Origin of the sequence: Parabacteroides sp. AM08-6, from assembly GCF_003473295.1 — a bacterium.
Lineage (GTDB): Bacteria > Bacteroidota > Bacteroidia > Bacteroidales > Tannerellaceae > Parabacteroides.
In genome coordinates, this window is sequence record NZ_QRMP01000004.1 from 104,859 (window position 1) to 121,817 (window position 16,959).

Below are 16,959 nucleotides of genomic sequence, written 5' to 3' on the forward strand. Positions count from 1 at the left end.
TCTCTAAAATTAAAAGGCTTCCCTTGCCGATTACCGGTCGTCAATCTTTATTAATTCCTCAATAAACGTCCGGTCGTTGCTGAGACGAGGTATTTTATGTTGCCCGCCTAATTTCCCTTTACTTTTCAGCCATTCATAAAAGGTACCTTCGCGAGCAACAATAATTTTGAGAGGCTGAAGGGATATTTCTTTATAGCGTTTGGCTTCGTAATCGGAATTCAGTCCCTGCAACGTTTTGTCCAACAATGAGGCGAAATCATCGACAGAAAGAGGCATCTTTTCAAATTCGATAAACCATTGGTGGTAACCTTTTGCCTTATCCAAAACAAAAAACGGAGCGGCCGTATATTCTTTCACTTTGGCTCCCGTTTCCCTGCTTACCAAGCTAATCGCTTTATCCGCATTATCCACCATCAGCTCTTCACCAAAAGCATTGATATAGTGTTTGGTACGTCCGGATATTACAAATTTATGCGGATACAAAGAAGTGAAACGGACGGTATCCCCAATCAGATAACGCCATAATCCTCCGGAAGTCGTAATGACCATCGCATAGTTTTTGCCCGTTGTGACCGCTTCCAAAGGAAGCACGGTCGGGTTATCGGAGCCAACCTCGTTCATCGGGATAAATTCGTAAAAGATACCATAATCCGGCATCATCAACAAGCTTTGCTCCGCCGGGTCATCCTGCATGCCGAAGAAACCTTCCGAAGCGTTATAGGTTTCCATATAATGCATCTTATCCGACGGGATAAGCGTCTTATACTGGTCCCGATAAGGCTCGAAACTGATACCTCCGTGAAAAAAGACTTCCAAATTCGGCCACACATCCGTCAGATATTCACATCCGGTTTTCCTCAACACGGATTTAATCAGCACCAACATCCACGATGGGACACCGGAGAGACTGTTCACATCCTCTTTCCAAGTACTATCTACGATGGCCTTTATCTTACTTTCCCATTCGTCCATCAGAATAATACGCTTGGCTGGAACCCGTATCAGGTTGACTAATGGATTCAAGTTCTGCAATAATACAGCAGACAAGTCGCCGCAATGCGACTTGTGATTAATTGGTGAAGGGCTGTGGCTACCACCCAATATCAACCCTTTCCGGGAAAAGAAATTACTTTCAGGATTGTTTCGAAGATAGAGAGCAACGGTATCGAAGCCTCCTTTATAATGGCAACCTTTCAATATTTCAGGGGTAACAGGCAGGAATTTACTCTTATCGTTCGTGGTACCGCTACTTTTAGCATACCACTTGACCACCGAAGGCCACAGAATATTCCTTTCCCCGTTAATCATACGCGCGACATAAGGCTTAATGTCGTCATATATCTGCAATGGTACCCGCTCACGAAAATCAGCATAGCTACGGATGCTTTTATAATCATACTTCAGACCCCACTCCGTATTTCGTGCGGTCGAAAGGAGGGATTGCAGCTGTTCCCGCTGGATACTGTCCGTATCCTGCCCAAACCTTGCAATCTCTTTTTGTCGTGGACGGAAGAGTAGTGATATTGTGTTTGTTAAAATATCCATGCTCCTTTTAATTGTATCAAGCACAAAGGTAGGCATTCTCTTTTTATTTATATCTTTGCTGTATACATAATTAACATAACGATGAAAATAGGTATCCTTTCTTCAGGTGGCGATTGTCCGGGTATTAACGCAACAATCCGGGGCGTAGGTAAAACAGCAATCATGCATTACGGGATGGATGTGATTGGCATCCACAGTGGATTTATCGGACTGTTAAACAAAGACATTCAGGCTTTCGACGAACGTAGCCTGTCCGGTATCTTGAATCTGGGAGGAACCATTCTCGGTACTTCCCGCGAAAAACCTTTCCGCAAAATGCTGGCTTCCGGCGAGAGTGAAAAGCCGCAAATTATTCTACAAAATTATGAAGAATTAGGATTGGACTGCCTGGTTTGTATCGGAGGGAACGGTACGCAAAAGACCGCTGGCATGCTTTCCGCACTCGGAATGAATATTGTCGGTGTTCCCAAAACCATCGATAATGACATCTGGGGTACGGATATCACGTTCGGTTTCGATACCGCAGTCAATATAGCGACAGAGGCTATCGACCGCCTGCATTCTACAGCCAGTTCGCATAAACGCGTCATGGTCGTTGAAGTGATGGGACATCATGCCGGCTGGATAGCTTTATATGCCGGTATGGCGGGAGGTGCCGATGTAATCTTGCTTCCCGAACTGGGCTACGATATGGAAAAAGTGAATGAGACTATCCTGAACCGAGCCCACCGTGGAAAACCTTATTCTATCGTTGTGGTCGCCGAGGGTATCACAACCCCCGACAAGAAACGTCCTTCCGACTATATCACCCGTGCCATCGAGGAAGCTACCGGCATCGAATCACGAGACACTGTTTTAGGATATATTCAGCGCGGCGGCAATCCCTCGCCTTTCGACCGTAACTTGGCAACCCGTTTAGGCGGACATGCCACGGAACTGATAGCAAAAAAACAGTTTGGACGCATGGTCTGTATGAATGGGGAAAAAGTAGAATCCATTCCATTATCGGAAGTAGCCGGCAAATTGAAATTAGTGACGCCCGATCATGACTTAATCATACAAGGGAAAAGAATGGGAATTTGTTTTGGGAAATAAAGAAGCCGGATATTAATTTCCCACAGTAGAAACAGATTCTACTTCGACTGTTTCTTGCTCACTGTCCCCTGCAACTTCTTCGGGCAGCTCTTCAAACTCATGCCCGGCTGTGCTTTCGTCGGTTTGCTTCTTTTTAAGTTCCGATACAAACTGTTGGAATTCTCTATCCGTACGCAGCTTCTTAATAGCCATCCTGGCTGCATTTTGTTGCGATTCTTTCTTTGAATATCCGATACCCACGCCAATCTGCGTATCCGAAAGAATAATTCCGGTTTGAAACACAGGATTGCCTTCGTTATCCACAAATGACTCTATCAAATCGAACGAAATTTCAAGTTTATTCTTCTGGCTCCACTCGATTAGATTCGATTTAAAGTTCACTTCCTTACGGGCAATCGTTTCCAGATTGATATGCTGCCTGATAATAACATCCTGCACAAACTTATAGCAAGTCTTATACCCTTGGTCCAGATAAATAGCACCAATCAATGCTTCCAAAGCATTCCCGTACAGGTGGTTATTGTGTGAAGTCAATTTTGCGGAATAAACAACCATTTTATCTAACCCCAACTCCACTGCAATACCATTCAAAGTTTCACGCTGTACTATTTTGGAACGGGTATTGGTCAGAAAGCCCTCCCGTTTATTTTGAAAACATTTATACACAATATCAGCGACGACAGCATCCAATATCGCATCACCCAAGAATTCCAACCGTTCATTATTCAACCATTTTCCGTCGCCATTCTCCACTGAAGAAGATTTATGCAGAAAAGCCTGTTCGTACAGATGGATATTATCAGGATAAAAATTCAGTATTTTATATAAAGAAGAATAAGGCTCCTTATTTTTATTCTTCAGGAGCCTTATCCATTTGTATAGCTGTGTAAACACGTTACTTCACAAATTTTTTTACGATTGCACAAGCATTATGACCACCAAACCCGAAGGTATTCGACAGTGCAGCCCGTACTTCTCTTTTTTGAGCTTTATTGAATGTAAAATTCAGTTTATAATCGATTTCCGGATCATCATCACCTTCTGCGTGATTAATAGTCGGAGGAATGATACCATTCTGTATAGCCATAATGCAAAGCATTACCTCTATGGCTCCGGCTGCGCCCAACAAATGTCCGGTCATAGACTTTGTAGAACTGATATTCAGATTGTAAGCACTATCTCCGAATACTTCTTTGATTGCTTTTACTTCTGAAATATCACCTACCGGAGTGGATGTTCCGTGAACATTGATATAATCAATATCTTCCGGATTCATTTCTGCATCTTCCAATGCATTGCGCATAACCAACATAGCTCCCAGTCCTTCCGGATGAGAAGCCGTCAGGTGGTATGCATCGGCAGACATTCCGGTTCCGGCAATTTCGCAATATATTTTAGCTCCACGCGCCAAAGCGTGTTCCATTTCTTCCAATACCAAGCAAGCTCCACCTTCTCCCATTACGAATCCGTCACGACTGGCACTAAACGGACGAGAGGCTGTTTCAGGTGAATCATTGCGCGTAGACAGTGCATTCATCGAATTGAATCCACCGACACCCGATTCTGATATAGCGGCTTCCGCACCACCTGTAACAATAACGTTCGCTTTTCCCAAACGAATATAGTTGAACGCATCACTAATCGCATTAGTAGAAGAAGCACAAGCCGAAACCGTAGCGAAATTCGGACCATGAAATCCATAAAGCATGGAAATATGTCCGGCCGCGATATCTGAAATCATTTTCGGAATAAAGAACGGATTGAATTTCGGACCGATTGTGTCTTTCGTTTTTGCATATCCTAATACTTCTTCGTCGAATGTTTTGATACCACCGATACCGGAGGCGAAAATAACGCCGATACGGTTTTTATCTTCCTTGTCCAAATCCATGGCAGAGTCGGCAATCGCTTGTTTTGCGGCATTAATTGCGAATAAACTATAGCGATCACACTTACGGGCTTCTTTACGATCCATCATTTTCAAAGGATCGAAGTCTTTTACCTCGCACGCAAATTGTGTCTTGAATTTGGAGGCATCAAACTGAGTAATAGGCCCAGCTCCACTCTTTCCATTGATAATACCTTCCCAGGTTTCCGGGAGGGTATTACCAAGAGGAGTAATGGCACCCAGACCTGTTACTACAACTCTTTTTAATTCCATACCTTTAATTAAAAGGATTGATTACTTCGCGTTTGCTTCGATGTAAGCGATAGCATCACCTACAGTTGTAATCTTTTCTGCTTGATCATCAGGAATTGAGATTCCGAATTCTTTTTCAAATTCCATAATCAATTCTACCGTGTCAAGAGAGTCTGCTCCCAGATCGTTAGTAAAGCTTGCTTCGTTTGTAACTTCTGTTTTCTCAACGCTCAGTTTGTCAACGATGATATCCTTTACTCTTTCAGCAACTTCAGACATAACTTTTTCAATTTAGATTAATAAATACGAATATACTTTTTAAATTTGCAGTGCAAAGAAAAGAATTTTTTATGTTACAAAACAAATTTAATAAGCTAAAAATGCGGAAAACTGCACATTTTTTCTTTTCGTGTGCACTAAAACATAGAAAAATATGAAAAACGTAGCAATTTTTGCCTCCGGGTCGGGTACGAATGCCGAAAATATCACCCGATATTTCTCTCAAAGTGAAAGTATTAAAGTTGCAGTTGTTTTGTCAAACAACAAGAATGTCGGTGTGCATGACCGCGTAAACAAATTAGGGGTTCCTTCGTTCGTCTTTTCGCGTGAAGAATTTGTGGAAGGAACAGTTGTTCTTGCAAAACTTGCCGAATATCGTACAGACCTGATTGTTCTTGCCGGTTTTATGAACAAAATATCCGACGCATTACTAAAAGCTTATCCCGGAAAAATAATCAACATCCATCCGGCTTTACTGCCCAAACATGGCGGGAAAGGGATGTATGGCATGCATGTACACGAAGCGGTAGTTGCCGCCGGAGAAAAAGAGTCGGGCATCACCATCCATTATGTCAATGAGAATTATGACGAAGGAACCACTATTTTCCAAGCCAAATGTCCGGTATTACCGACTGATACGCCCGAGGAGGTAGCTGCCAAAGTTCATGCACTGGAATACGCGCATTACCCGCATGTCATTGAAGAGTTGCTGAAATAAACAGCCTACCGCAATTTATATCTGTTAAAGTGAGGTCCTGCTTTGACCAGAAAGAAGACAGCAGACAGTACGGTCAGGCAGGCTCCGAACAGGTAAGCATAATCAAACCCACCGAACGCCTGTGCAATACTTCCTCCAATCATCAATCCGATACCGATACCGACATCCCAACTGGTCAGGTAAGTAGAGGTAGCTGTTCCACGCTGACTATTAGGAGCCAGATTGACGAACAACGTATTGAAGGCCGGAAACATGGTTCCGAAAGCCACACCTTGCGAAAGCGCGATTCCTATATATAAATAAGAAGTGAAAACCGGATTCCATTGCATCAACCTATCCAATGAAGCCAAGACAAAAAAACTGAGGCTGGCCAGACACATGCCAAGAGAAATAACCAACGTAATCCGCCCTTTATCGACTTGCCGCCCGGAGAACAGACGGGAGACTGCCAGCCCGATTGCCATAAATGTAAAATACAAACCGGAATTGACAGAAATACCGATATCTTGTGCATACATGGCTACATAAGTCGTTGTCATGCCATACGGAATAGAGAGCAACAGCAAGGAAATCCCCGCCCAAGTCCCTTTCACTAAGAAAAAACGGTCTAACGAAACCGGCTCTCTTTTTACCGGCTGCTTATAAGGAGTCTTCACAAGAAAAGCCATGATAAAACCGAGGAAACAGGAAATCAGCGAACAGGAAAATATCGTTTCATACGAACAACTCCCCCGCATAAACAAACCAATCATCGGTCCGAAACTCATCGCCAGGTTATTGGCCAGACCGTAATAGCCCAATCCCTCGCCGCGCCTGGACGACGGCAGGATATCAATCACAATGGTATTCCCCGAAACCGTCACCATCCCAAAAGCGAACCCATGCAAGATACGCAAAATGATAAAAATACTTAGCACGCTTGCCACCATATAGCCGGCAAAAATAACCATAAAGACAGCATACGCCACCAAATACAAAGGACGGCGCGCAAACGTATCCAGCAAATAGCCCGAAAAAGGACGGATACAAAGGCAAGCGATTGTGTAGCACGATAATATAAAACCAATCATCGAATTGTCTGTCATGAACCGTTCTCTCAGATAAAATGGCAAAACCGGCAATATCAGATAGAAAGCAAAAAACAACAAGAAGTTGGCTGCCAATATATAGCAGAAGCCGGGTGATACGAGTTTGTCCTTAGTCATAAATTTTCCGATATCCGTTATTAATAGAGTTGAAAACCGAGATTTTTTAATAAAGCACCCTCTGCCACAGTCGCGTTCCTGGCTGTATAAGCAGCATATTCCCGTGGATGATGATAATTTGAACGAAACTCTTCAAACTTTCCGGGCGTTTCCCGCAGAGCGGCATCCACAATAAGGGGATTGAAGCTTGCCAAAATCGCCCGTTCGACACGATAGTCCGGGAAATGCTCCAAATCTATCACCGGAGTAGCCGGCGCGGGAGGTACGACCTCTCCTTTCTTTTCTATTTTGACATGAAAGAATGTTTCAATATTCTCAAGGCACATACGAGTTCCATTCGCCTTTCCGTCTGCCGAAAAGCCGGCGATATGCGGAGTTGCGATAGCCGCAATATCCAATAATTCCCGGTCGATATTCGGTTCGTTTTCCCAACAATCGATAATTAATTCACCGATTATCCCCTCTTTCTTTGCTTTCAACAAGGCGGACGTATCATGAACAGCACCACGGGAAGCATTGATAAACCAAGGATTTTTCTTCAACTTTCTAAAAAAGTCTTCATTTGCCAAATGAAAGGTAGCAAAACGTCCAGCCCGGGTCAAAGGTGTATGAAAAGTAATAATATCAGCCCGTTCGGCGATGGCATCCAATGAAATGAATCCCTCATTCCCCTCTGCTTCAGCGCGGGGCGGGTCGTTTCGCAATACATGCATACCATAAGCCACGCAAAGCTTTTCCACTTCTTTCCCGACATGCCCGACTCCGACGATACCGATTGTCTTTCCTTGCAGGGACTCATTTCTGCGCATACCTACCACAACAAGCGAAGCCAACACATATTGGGCTACAGAGACGGCATTGCAACCCGGTGCATTTTTCCAAGTGATGCCTGCCTCATCGCAATACAACGTATCTATATGGTCGAAACCGATGGTCGCACTTGTTATCAGCCTGACGCGACTTCCTTCCAGCAAATGCCGTGTACATTTATCTATACTCCGAACAATCAGGGCATCTGCATCATGGATATTCTCCGGGGTAAACGCACTCGCATTCAGATATTTCACATCTGCAACCGATTCTGCAATTCCTTTCAGGTAAGGGACAGTGTTGTCAGCTACTATTTTCATCTTACGACTCACTTTTAGAGGAGGCAAAGATAGCAGTTATTCCGTCAGGTCTCCCTATTATTTAGAGAACCTTTGTTGAATTTTATATAATTTAAACGGGTATAACAAATACCCCGGTTTTCATACGTGCCGGAAATACGTGCCGAAGCGATATGCAGAACTTCACCGGGTTGGAAAGCATGTTCCAGCGAAGGTAGCCTGCCGGAAACCAAGCTGGGAGTGCTGGACGAAAAAGCGAGATTTACCAGATTCCCGTTCGCATCCACGGCAGTCAGCCGCTGACGGACATAAAACAAAGGCGTTGTTCCGCTAAGTTCCGTTTTATAGGGGTCATCCTCCAAACGAACGCGAAGTACTTTCAGAGTCAAGTTCGTCAGTTTCTCCCCCTTCACCCCCAAATAACGGCTGAGCGGCTGGGTACGCCTTCTTTTTCCCGACATTTTATCCAGGTAAATCGTATTATAGGCCTGAGCCATCTTAACAAAACGTTCCTGCTTCGGTATCCTTGCCGTGAATTTAAAAGCAATCCAATTCACATAGGAAGGGTCTATCCGTAACACCTCATACAAGAAATGTCCGCGATATTTACCGAAAGAGACCAAGTCGTCACCGTTGTGCGACATTCTTTTCTCATTATATTGGGTGACAAGCACCTGCCGGTTTACATACCAGAGTACAGAAGTGGCAATCCGGAGGGAAGAGACAATATCGGGTTTTAAATCTTCAATAAACAAAATATTCCTCCGTTCGAGGAAAGGGGTATAAAACCAAAGGCTGTAATCAGGATGTCCCTCCCGGGGAAGGACTATCAAATAACATCCGGCTTCCTTGTAGGAAGTCCTGTTCCGGTTGTACGCATTCAACTTCTCATACAGAAGGTTTTGTTCTGCTTCTGTGATATCAGGTAATCTCGGATTTGCCATATTATTACCTCCTTTTCGTCAAATATACAAAAAAGGTGGGAAATACGCAAAAGATACCGTACTTTTATCCGGATGATTAGTATCTTTTTTCAATTTTCACCCAAGCAAATTTCCTTTCCATTCTCATTGAAATCAAAAACAACAATTGTATACTTTGATTTCAATAATTGTTATTTTTACTTTCAACATATATTGAAAGTAAAATAGCTTGAATGAAAATCAGGCAAAGGTAAGGACGTTTCCTATGATTCGTAAGGCAGGATTTACAAAAGGGAAGTAGCGGTATCTGCAAAAGAAACAACAATAGAGCCAAAAATATTATTGCCGGGTATCAATTGCATTTCCTGCAACGATACCCGGCAATAAACATTGCTTTATAGAGTAGCACTATTAAAACTGGCTTACTTCCTGATCTATATAGTTGGCTCTGTTTTTCAGCCAAGTTTTCAATTCTCTCACTTTGGCGTCATATGAGCGGGTCTTTTCCCAAATCTCACTATCTTTTTTCGCAGATGGTTTAAGCACTTCGGAGTAATCATCTATATATTGTAGCAGCTGACTTAATTTATTCTTCTTAAAATCTTGCCAAACTTCTTTATACAATGCTCTCACCCGGCTGTCTTGCAGGAAACGCTGGAAAAAGACCGTTCCGATACCTTCCCCTACCTGATTAGAAAAAAGCGGGGTGTTATACCTACCAAAGTGAACTCCTGTCCCTTCATAATCAAATGCCCAGTCAAAATCCCAAAGAGGACCCATCACATATTTACCACCTTTCTCCTTATGGATAAAAATACTTTTCGGATGATTAATTTCCATATTGTGCACCAGATTAAAGGTAATTAAATACTTAACGACTGATTCTATATCAATCATATCCACATACGTGTTCGTATTCAACGGTTCTTTAGCGAACTGCCCCATAAACGCGTTAAAATCCTTCCGCCAGTAATCAAACTGTTCCGCTGACAAATCCGGATCTTTCACCATCACAGGAAGGTTATATATTTCCGACTTGAACTTCGGGTCTTCATCAAAATAGGAATCAAGCTCCCACATGACACTGTTATCTTCGTCCAAATCCACGCGATTTTTTTTCACTTCAATCTGTTCTGTCAGCAAATAAGAGCCTTTATATTTGCCATTCAGGACTACATCTACAGGGATTGCATGATTTGTGAAAGGAAGTTCCAACAGATGTCCGATTTTGAAAGTCACCGAATTCAACATTAATGTCGGGTCGATATAGTTTGCCAACAATACATAGTTCTTAGCCTCTCCAAAACCGCAGATTTCCGCTTTCTTATCGAGTTTCAACCGGTAAGGTTTCTTTGGATAGCCCCAAGTTGAGTTACCACGTCCCTTTATCTGGGTTTTACCGGTATAGTCTTCGTAAACACCTTTTCCCTTCACCGTCAAAGTAGCATCCAAGTAATCGTCTTTACTTGGTATTTCAGTTATGGAAGGATCATTCAGCGTTATGACGAATTCGGGAACGCCCAATACCCGGTCCGGGTCATCATTCATCAAATCAATCTTGACAGTGTAGGAGACTTTACTTCCGTCTTCAGCCACCACTGCGATAATCAATGGTTGGGAATAATCATTCGCGGTCACACCCGATTTCTGCTCCACACCATTTATCGTAAGGGCTTTCCCTTCATATACGAACGTAGCAATCAACGAGGTCAAGTTATTGGACCGATAAAACGGCAATACGACCTGGTCGCCTTGAATAACTGCTTCTACATCACCACTGATTTTACCTTGATTGTCACTTTCCAAAAGAGAAAAGCTTACCAACTGTTTCGTTGAAGAAAGTGGAGTTTCTTCGTCTTTACAAGCAGAGAACAGTAATATAAAAACTACCAGAACTCCAAAAATTTTATTTACCATAGCATCAAATAAAAAGTTGTTTGCACAAATATATGATTTTATCAAGTAATCACAACATTATTTTTATGTTTTTTCAAAAATATCTTTACAGAAAGACCTATTCTTTCACGCTCGACATACACCGTCTCTTTGACAAAAAAGGGTTGCATGCTAAAAGGATAAAAATTCTTTCTATCTTTGTGCTTTAGTATTTACAGAAAGAAAAAAAGACGCGTATGAATTTCAGCGAACAATGTTGCCGGGTTTTCGAGCAGGCAACAAAAGCTTATCATGTTACTGACCATGTGGATGCAACGGTTCACAATCCTTACGAAGTAAAAAGTATAGAGTTTTATCTCTATCTGAAAAACTGGATTGATGCCGTACAATGGCATTTGGAAGATATAATCCGTAACCCGGCTATCGACCCGGTAGAAGCATTGGCTATCAAAAGGAGAATTGATAAATCCAATCAGGATCGTACCGATTTGGTTGAATTGATAGACAGTTTTTTTCTGGACCAATATAAAAATGTAAAAGTTCAGCCCAACGCTACCATTAACACCGAAAGTCCGGCTTGGGCGATAGACCGTCTTTCCATTCTGATTTTAAAAATTTATCACATGCAGCAAGAGGTGGCTCGAACAAACACAAGCCAGGAGCATAAAGCACAATGCCAAGAAAAGTTGCATGTTTTGCTGGAACAGAAAAAGGATTTATGTACTGCCTTGGACCAACTGTTGGAAGACATTAAGACCGGACGTAAATTCATGAAGGTTTACAAGCAAATGAAGATGTATAACGACCCGGCATTGAACCCTGTACTGTACGGCAAACAGTAAATAACGGATGAAAAAAACGATTAAACATATTTTAGTTATTCGTTTTCGCCGTGTCGGGGACTCCGTCCTTGCTACTTCGTTGTGCTCCAGCTTAAAGAAATCTTTTCCGGAAGCACAGGTAGACTTTGTTTTAAATGACAATATCATTTCTTTATATGATAATCATCCGGATATCGACCGTATAATTTCTTTTAATAATGAAGAAAATCATTCTATCCGGAAGTATCTTTTACGGGTCCGGCAAGTGATGCGGGAAACAGATTACGATGTGATTATAGACATGCGTTCCACAATAAAAACATTGTGGTTCAGTCTTTTTTCCTTACATACGCCTTACCGGATAGGGACAAAGAAGAGATATAATTTCCTGATACACAACCATCGGATTGACAATCACAAGGACAATTCCCTGGACATGGTACAGCACAATCTGGCTTTATTAAAACCATTGGAGAAAGAGAGTAAAATTGTATATGACCCGGCCTTTCGTCTTTATGTAAGCAAAGATGAAAAGAGCAGATTTCGTTCCTATATGGAACAACAAGGCATAGACTTCTCCAAGCCGGTGATATTGGCATCTGTTGTTACCCGCGTTGCAGACAAAATGTGGAGCCTGTCACTAATGAAGGAAGTTTTATTCCGTATCATAGATAAATACGAGCCTCAAATCATTTTTAATTATACAGGAACAAAGGAAGAAGAACTTGCTAAAAGACTGTTCCGGGAGATGGAATGCGACTCACATTTATTCGTAAACATTCAGGCTGATGCCTTGTCCGATTTACGTGCAATGATTGCAAACTGCGATTTCTTTTTTGGAAACGAAGGCGGCCCGCGCCACATTGTGCAAGCACTCGATATTCCGTCTTACGCTATCTATTCGCCTGGAATTTCCAAGTCGGTCTGGTTGCCGGAAGATGGCGACAAATTTCAGGGCATAGAAGCCGGTGATAATAAAAATCCGGAAGAAGTAAGAGCTACAGCCGACGGACACACCGCAGTTTCAGTTGATGAAGTCTGGTCAGGAGTATCTCCGATGCTGGATAAATATTTGAAAAAATAGATAATTATTTTAATATTCATGGCAAATATATTGGTAATAAGACTTTCTGCCATTGGCGATGTCGCAATGACCGTTCCGGTTATTTACTCGGCCGCTAAAGCTAATCCCCAAGACACGTTCACCGTGCTGACGCAGGCATTCCTGATGCCGGTCTTCATGAACCGTCCCGCCAACGTGGATGTCATCGGCATAAATACCAAAGCGGCAGAAAAAGGACTTACCGGTCTGCTTAGATTTGCATCAGCCTTGGTCAGATACGACTTCGACATTGTTCTGGATTTACACAATGTAATCCGTACGATGATTCTCCGTACCTTCTTCTTCCTTAAAGGAAAACATGTTTTTGTGGTAGATAAGGCCAGAAAAGAACGCAAACAACTGACAGCCAGAGAAAAGAAATCCAGAAAACCACTTCGCCCCGTAATAGAACGTTATGCGGATGTATTCCGGGCTGCCGGATTAAATTATACGGAAACATTCACTTCGCTTTACGAGAATCATCCGGCAGACCTTTCGGTCATAAAATCGCTGACCGGCCCCAAATCCGGGAAATGGATTGGTGTGGCTCCTTTTGCCAAACATGATGGAAAGATTTATCCAATCGATGATATGGAACAGGTTGTTGCCAAACTTTCCAAAAATGAGGAATATACAATCTTTTTGTTTGGAGGACGCGGATACGAGGAAACGGTTCTGGAACAATGGGAATTTCAATATCCGCATGTCGTAAGTGTAGTAGGCAAATATTCGTTGGATTACGAGCTGGCCTTAATAAGCCTGCTGGATGTATTGCTTTGCATGGATTCTGCCAATATGCACTTTGCCTCTTTAGTCAACACACGAGTGGTTTCAATCTGGGGTGCGACACATCCGTATGCCGGTTTTTACGGATACCATCAAAATCCGGAAGATGCCATTCAGGAAAAACTGCCGTGTCGTCCTTGCTCCGTTTTCGGACAAAAGCCCTGCTTCCGGGGAGATTGGGCATGCTTGACAAAAATTAAACCGGAAGCGGTTGTGGCTAAAATAAAAGAAGTTCTTAAGTAACATTATTGCCCTTTGGAATCATGAATATAGGATATGAAGCAAAACGGATTACACATAACGCGACCGGACTGGGAAATTACGGGCGTTTCATAATCAGAATATTAGCGACATATTATCCGGACAACATATACAATCTGTATTCTCCTTCTCCGGGGAAAGAACGGTTGCGTTGCCAGATAGAAAACCTTTCAGGTATCCGGTTTCATTATCCGGAAAAGTTTTTCCATAAAATGTTCAAGTTTATCTGGCGTTCAGGAGCCTTGGTCACAACATTGAAGAGAGATAAAGTTGAACTTTTTCATGGTTTGAGCAATGAACTCCCACTAGGGCTGGCAAAAAACCATATTCCTTCCATTGTCACTATCCACGATTTGATATTTCTCCGTTATCCTGAGTTTTACAAGCCGATAGACCGTTGTATTTATACATACAAATTTAAAAGAGCCTGCCGGCAAGCTGACCGGATAATAGCTGTCAGCGAAATGACCAAACAGGATATTATTCACTTTTTCGGTATTGATGAGAAGAAAATATCCGTAGTTTATCAAGGATGCGATGCCTCCTTTACGCATCCGGTTTCCAATGAGGTTAAAAAGCAGGTAAAAAAGACTTACCGGTTACCGGAAAAATATATATTAAATGTCGGAAGCATCGAAAGCCGGAAAAATCTGATGCTGATAGTAAAAGCCATGGCATTGCTGGAAGACAAAGAAATAGCATTGGTTGCGGTCGGCAAACATACGCCTTATACGGATGAAGTGGAACAATACATACAAGAACATCATTTATCCGACCGCATTTTTCTGCGAAGCGATGTTTCTTTTGCCGATTTGCCCGCAATCTATCAAATGGCCTCCCTTTTCATTTATCCTTCTTTTTTTGAAGGATTCGGTATTCCCATCATCGAAGCAATCCATTCCGGACTTCCGGTAATTGCAGCAACCGGTTCATGCCTGGAAGAGGCCGGAGGACCCGGTTCTGTTTATATTAACCCGAACGATGAAGTTGCGCTGGCCGGAAAGATTAACCAAATATTTTCCTCTCCCGAATTAGCTGAAAAGATGAAAACGGAAGGCAAAACATACGTGCAACGTTTTGAAGACGAAGTCATTGCAAAACAACTGATTGATATTTACCAATCGGTTGCCCGCCTCCGCCCTTAGCCTATTCTTTTTGTTTGACTATATACTGTGCAGCTTGTATCATAGAAGCTGCATATTCCTTCATTTCCTGTGCTTTACCGGATAAGAAGTCCAAAGAATCTTCCGCACTGCCTGCCGCATAATTATAAAGACTTTCCCGGCCATCCAACCGATTGACATAATAGTATTTACGGTCGACACAGGCATACGAATCATCTGAAGAAAAATACATATAAGGCCGTGTTTCACGGAATAAATCGATACCGAATGTCTCGTTTCGATAAGGTATCCCCAGCATACCCATAACAGTCGGGAATATATCGATTTGTCCGGCCAGTTTGTTTATAACCTGAGGATTGTCACAATCCGGTTGGAATATGATTAAAGGGACTTGATGATAGGCAAGCGAAACGTCATATAAATTATCCCCGGCAGGGGAACCATGATCTCCCGTCAGCACAAAAATAGTATTCTCATACCAAGGCTGCTTGCCGGCCCATTCGAAGAAACGTGCAATAGCCCAGTCGGAATACTCGATAACCTGGTCTTTCCGGCTTCCTTCTTTAGGGGTGAAATATTCCGGAATAACAATCGGCTGATGATTGCTGGCAGTCATCATTGTTGCAAAAAACGGCTTTCCATCCTGACTGACCCTATTCAAGACTTCAATGGAACGCCTGAACATATAATCGTCGCATACCCCCAGATTACTATGTATTTCTTCGCTCGGATAATCTTTCTGGGATATAATTGTTTCTACCTGGTTAGCAAGCAGGTAACCTCCAATATTGTCGAACTGGTCGTCATGAGTCGTAAAATACAACGTGTGATAACCGTTTTGTTTCATAACAGCCGGCCAACAATTGTAAGATTTGATATTTCCCGTTTTAAACGGATGTTGGCTCAATAAAGCCGGGAAGGAAAACAAGGTACCGTAAACCCCATTCATGGTATGTATACCTGCCGAAAACGCATAAGGGAAATAAATGGAACGCCGGACCAAATCGTTTACAAACGGAGTCCGGTCCTTTTTGTCCAGGAGGTTTGTACAAAAACCCTCCATTAAGATAAATACTACATTTTTATGCGGAAGCGTGTCATTTCCTGCCACTTCCTTACAACAAGTTTTACCGGATACATCCGTAAACTTCAGACTCGCAGCAACTTTTTGTATTGCAATACTGCTATCCATTAAATGTACTTCACTGTTTTTTTCCTTTTTCATATCGAGGACAGAACGCAGAAAAACAAAGGCCGGGTCGAGTCCCAATTGGTTCAGAAAAGAATTATTACAGAAATAAGCCGTACCTATCCGTATCGGTGATTTACGTGCCAAGCGTCCGCGAATGCCCAGAAAACAGACAGTACAGACGAGCAAGCAAACAAAAGGGGTCAATCCGTAATACAGTTTTACAGGCTCTACTCCCTCTTGCAAACGAAGCATCCTCTTTTTTATATATCCCGCCAACGAGCAAAATAGAATATCCACCACAATAAAAAGGACAATATATACAAGAAAACTCTTTTCCTGGAATAACATGCCGGTTACAAAAGAAAGCTCGCCGGCCCAATTCAGTACAGATGCGTTAATTGGCTTATAAAACTGGAGGAAATAAGGAATATTGGCTGCCGAAAGAAGCAAACAGATTGAAAAAAACGTACAACACCAAATATGGATGCCTTTATACAAAGCAGAAGAAGATGTCTTCAAAAAAGAATGAATGCAAATCAGTACAACCGGAAGTATCAATATATAGCATGCAATTACGGTATCAAAACGTATCCCCATGACAAAAGCTTTGAAGATAAGCCCCGATTGAACAGATGCTTCTTTAGCTATATTATCATATTCACACGCAAAGAGTATCAACCTGAATAAAGTTAAAAATAAAATAGCGATGATATAAATAGAAAATAGATATTTTATTCCGTTAAATAGTTTCCTCATTATTATT

15 protein-coding genes are annotated in these 16,959 nt (G+C 42.3%); 6 read left to right on the forward strand and 9 right to left on the reverse strand.

Annotated features, from left to right (window positions below; translation table 11 throughout):
- Window positions 1–30: 30 nt before the first annotated feature.
- Window positions 31–1,545, reverse strand: a complete 1,515-nt coding sequence (locus DW103_RS05115) for a GH3 auxin-responsive promoter family protein (protein WP_122274593.1) — start codon at window positions 1,543–1,545, stop codon at window positions 31–33.
- A gap of 81 nt (window positions 1,546–1,626) precedes the next feature.
- Here DW103_RS05115 and DW103_RS05120 point away from each other — a divergent pair, with 81 nt between their 5' ends.
- Window positions 1,627–2,640 (forward strand): ATP-dependent 6-phosphofructokinase, encoded by a 1,014-nt coding sequence (locus DW103_RS05120; RefSeq protein ID WP_122274594.1) that lies wholly within the window; start codon window positions 1,627–1,629, stop codon window positions 2,638–2,640.
- 12 nt (window positions 2,641–2,652) lie between these two features.
- Here DW103_RS05120 and rnc read toward each other — a convergent pair whose 3' ends face one another.
- From rnc to DW103_RS05135, 3 genes are read right to left on the reverse strand one after another with little or no spacing between them, the layout of a single operon-like run.
- Window positions 2,653–3,534 carry a ribonuclease III gene (gene rnc / locus DW103_RS05125; RefSeq protein WP_122274595.1) on the reverse strand — a complete coding sequence of 294 codons (882 nt, stop codon included), beginning with the start codon at window positions 3,532–3,534 and terminating at the stop codon, window positions 2,653–2,655.
- Between the two features lies 1 nt (window position 3,535).
- Window positions 3,536–4,801 (reverse strand): beta-ketoacyl-ACP synthase II, encoded by a 1,266-nt coding sequence (gene fabF, locus DW103_RS05130; RefSeq protein ID WP_122274596.1) that lies wholly within the window; start codon window positions 4,799–4,801, stop codon window positions 3,536–3,538.
- 21 nt (window positions 4,802–4,822) lie between these two features.
- A complete protein-coding gene (locus tag DW103_RS05135; RefSeq protein WP_122274597.1) occupies window positions 4,823–5,059 on the reverse strand; it encodes an acyl carrier protein in 237 nt (78 codons plus the stop codon).
- A 154-nt stretch (window positions 5,060–5,213) separates the two neighbouring features.
- Between DW103_RS05135 and purN the strand changes: the two genes are divergently transcribed.
- On the forward strand, window positions 5,214–5,777 hold the full coding sequence (gene purN, locus DW103_RS05140) for a phosphoribosylglycinamide formyltransferase (protein WP_122274598.1): 564 nt from the start codon (window positions 5,214–5,216) through the stop codon (window positions 5,775–5,777).
- A gap of 5 nt (window positions 5,778–5,782) precedes the next feature.
- Here the strand turns inward: purN and DW103_RS05145 are convergent, their stop codons facing one another.
- The 4 genes from DW103_RS05145 to DW103_RS05160 form a co-directional block, all read right to left on the reverse strand.
- Window positions 5,783–6,982 carry an MFS transporter gene (locus DW103_RS05145; protein WP_122274599.1) on the reverse strand — a complete coding sequence of 400 codons (1,200 nt, stop codon included), beginning with the start codon at window positions 6,980–6,982 and terminating at the stop codon, window positions 5,783–5,785.
- A 20-nt stretch (window positions 6,983–7,002) separates the two neighbouring features.
- A complete protein-coding gene (gene pdxB, locus DW103_RS05150) occupies window positions 7,003–8,112 on the reverse strand; it encodes a 4-phosphoerythronate dehydrogenase PdxB (RefSeq protein ID WP_122274600.1) in 1,110 nt (369 codons plus the stop codon).
- 44 nt (window positions 8,113–8,156) lie between these two features.
- Window positions 8,157–9,035 (reverse strand): hypothetical protein, encoded by an 879-nt coding sequence (locus DW103_RS05155; RefSeq protein ID WP_122274601.1) that lies wholly within the window; start codon window positions 9,033–9,035, stop codon window positions 8,157–8,159.
- A 390-nt stretch (window positions 9,036–9,425) separates the two neighbouring features.
- Complete coding sequence (locus DW103_RS05160) at window positions 9,426–10,931, reverse strand: CotH kinase family protein (RefSeq protein WP_122274602.1); 1,506 nt, start codon at window positions 10,929–10,931, stop codon at window positions 9,426–9,428.
- 215 nt (window positions 10,932–11,146) lie between these two features.
- On the opposite strand from DW103_RS05160, the gene DW103_RS05165 reads away from it, so the two are divergent.
- The 4 genes from DW103_RS05165 to DW103_RS05180 are packed head-to-tail and all read left to right on the forward strand — an operon-like array spanning window position 11,147 to window position 15,025.
- Window positions 11,147–11,752: a DUF4254 domain-containing protein gene (locus DW103_RS05165; RefSeq protein WP_122274603.1), complete on the forward strand. Its 606-nt coding sequence runs from the start codon at window positions 11,147–11,149 to the stop codon at window positions 11,750–11,752.
- A 7-nt stretch (window positions 11,753–11,759) separates the two neighbouring features.
- Complete coding sequence (locus tag DW103_RS05170) at window positions 11,760–12,815, forward strand: glycosyltransferase family 9 protein (RefSeq protein ID WP_122274604.1); 1,056 nt, start codon at window positions 11,760–11,762, stop codon at window positions 12,813–12,815.
- Between the two features lie 18 nt (window positions 12,816–12,833).
- Window positions 12,834–13,862 (forward strand): glycosyltransferase family 9 protein, encoded by a 1,029-nt coding sequence (locus DW103_RS05175; protein WP_122274605.1) that lies wholly within the window; start codon window positions 12,834–12,836, stop codon window positions 13,860–13,862.
- 20 nt (window positions 13,863–13,882) lie between these two features.
- Window positions 13,883–15,025: a glycosyltransferase family 1 protein gene (locus DW103_RS05180; protein WP_122274606.1), complete on the forward strand. Its 1,143-nt coding sequence runs from the start codon at window positions 13,883–13,885 to the stop codon at window positions 15,023–15,025.
- Window position 15,026: 1 nt separating this feature from the next.
- Here DW103_RS05180 and DW103_RS05185 read toward each other — a convergent pair whose 3' ends face one another.
- Window positions 15,027–16,952, reverse strand: coding sequence for an LTA synthase family protein (locus tag DW103_RS05185; protein ID WP_122274607.1), 1,926 nt, complete (start codon window positions 16,950–16,952; stop codon window positions 15,027–15,029).
- Window positions 16,953–16,959: the final 7 nt, after the last annotated feature.

Coding starts and splice junctions, on each gene's coding strand:
- pdxB (WP_122274600.1), bottom strand. CDS start 8,112: ATGAAAATAGTAGCTGACAACACTGTCCCTTACCTGAAAGGAATTGCA.
- DW103_RS05155 (WP_122274601.1), bottom strand. CDS start 9,035: ATGGCAAATCCGAGATTACCTGATATCACAGAAGCAGAACAAAACCTT.
- DW103_RS05180 (WP_122274606.1), top strand. CDS start 13,883: ATGAATATAGGATATGAAGCAAAACGGATTACACATAACGCGACCGGA.
- DW103_RS05135 (WP_122274597.1), bottom strand. CDS start 5,059: ATGTCTGAAGTTGCTGAAAGAGTAAAGGATATCATCGTTGACAAACTG.
- fabF (WP_122274596.1), bottom strand. CDS start 4,801: ATGGAATTAAAAAGAGTTGTAGTAACAGGTCTGGGTGCCATTACTCCT.
- DW103_RS05185 (WP_122274607.1), bottom strand. CDS start 16,952: ATGAGGAAACTATTTAACGGAATAAAATATCTATTTTCTATTTATATC.
- purN (WP_122274598.1), top strand. CDS start 5,214: ATGAAAAACGTAGCAATTTTTGCCTCCGGGTCGGGTACGAATGCCGAA.
- DW103_RS05145 (WP_122274599.1), bottom strand. CDS start 6,982: ATGACTAAGGACAAACTCGTATCACCCGGCTTCTGCTATATATTGGCA.
- DW103_RS05175 (WP_122274605.1), top strand. CDS start 12,834: ATGGCAAATATATTGGTAATAAGACTTTCTGCCATTGGCGATGTCGCA.
- DW103_RS05115 (WP_122274593.1), bottom strand. CDS start 1,545: ATGGATATTTTAACAAACACAATATCACTACTCTTCCGTCCACGACAA.
- DW103_RS05170 (WP_122274604.1), top strand. CDS start 11,760: ATGAAAAAAACGATTAAACATATTTTAGTTATTCGTTTTCGCCGTGTC.
- DW103_RS05120 (WP_122274594.1), top strand. CDS start 1,627: ATGAAAATAGGTATCCTTTCTTCAGGTGGCGATTGTCCGGGTATTAAC.
- DW103_RS05160 (WP_122274602.1), bottom strand. CDS start 10,931: ATGGTAAATAAAATTTTTGGAGTTCTGGTAGTTTTTATATTACTGTTC.
- DW103_RS05165 (WP_122274603.1), top strand. CDS start 11,147: ATGAATTTCAGCGAACAATGTTGCCGGGTTTTCGAGCAGGCAACAAAA.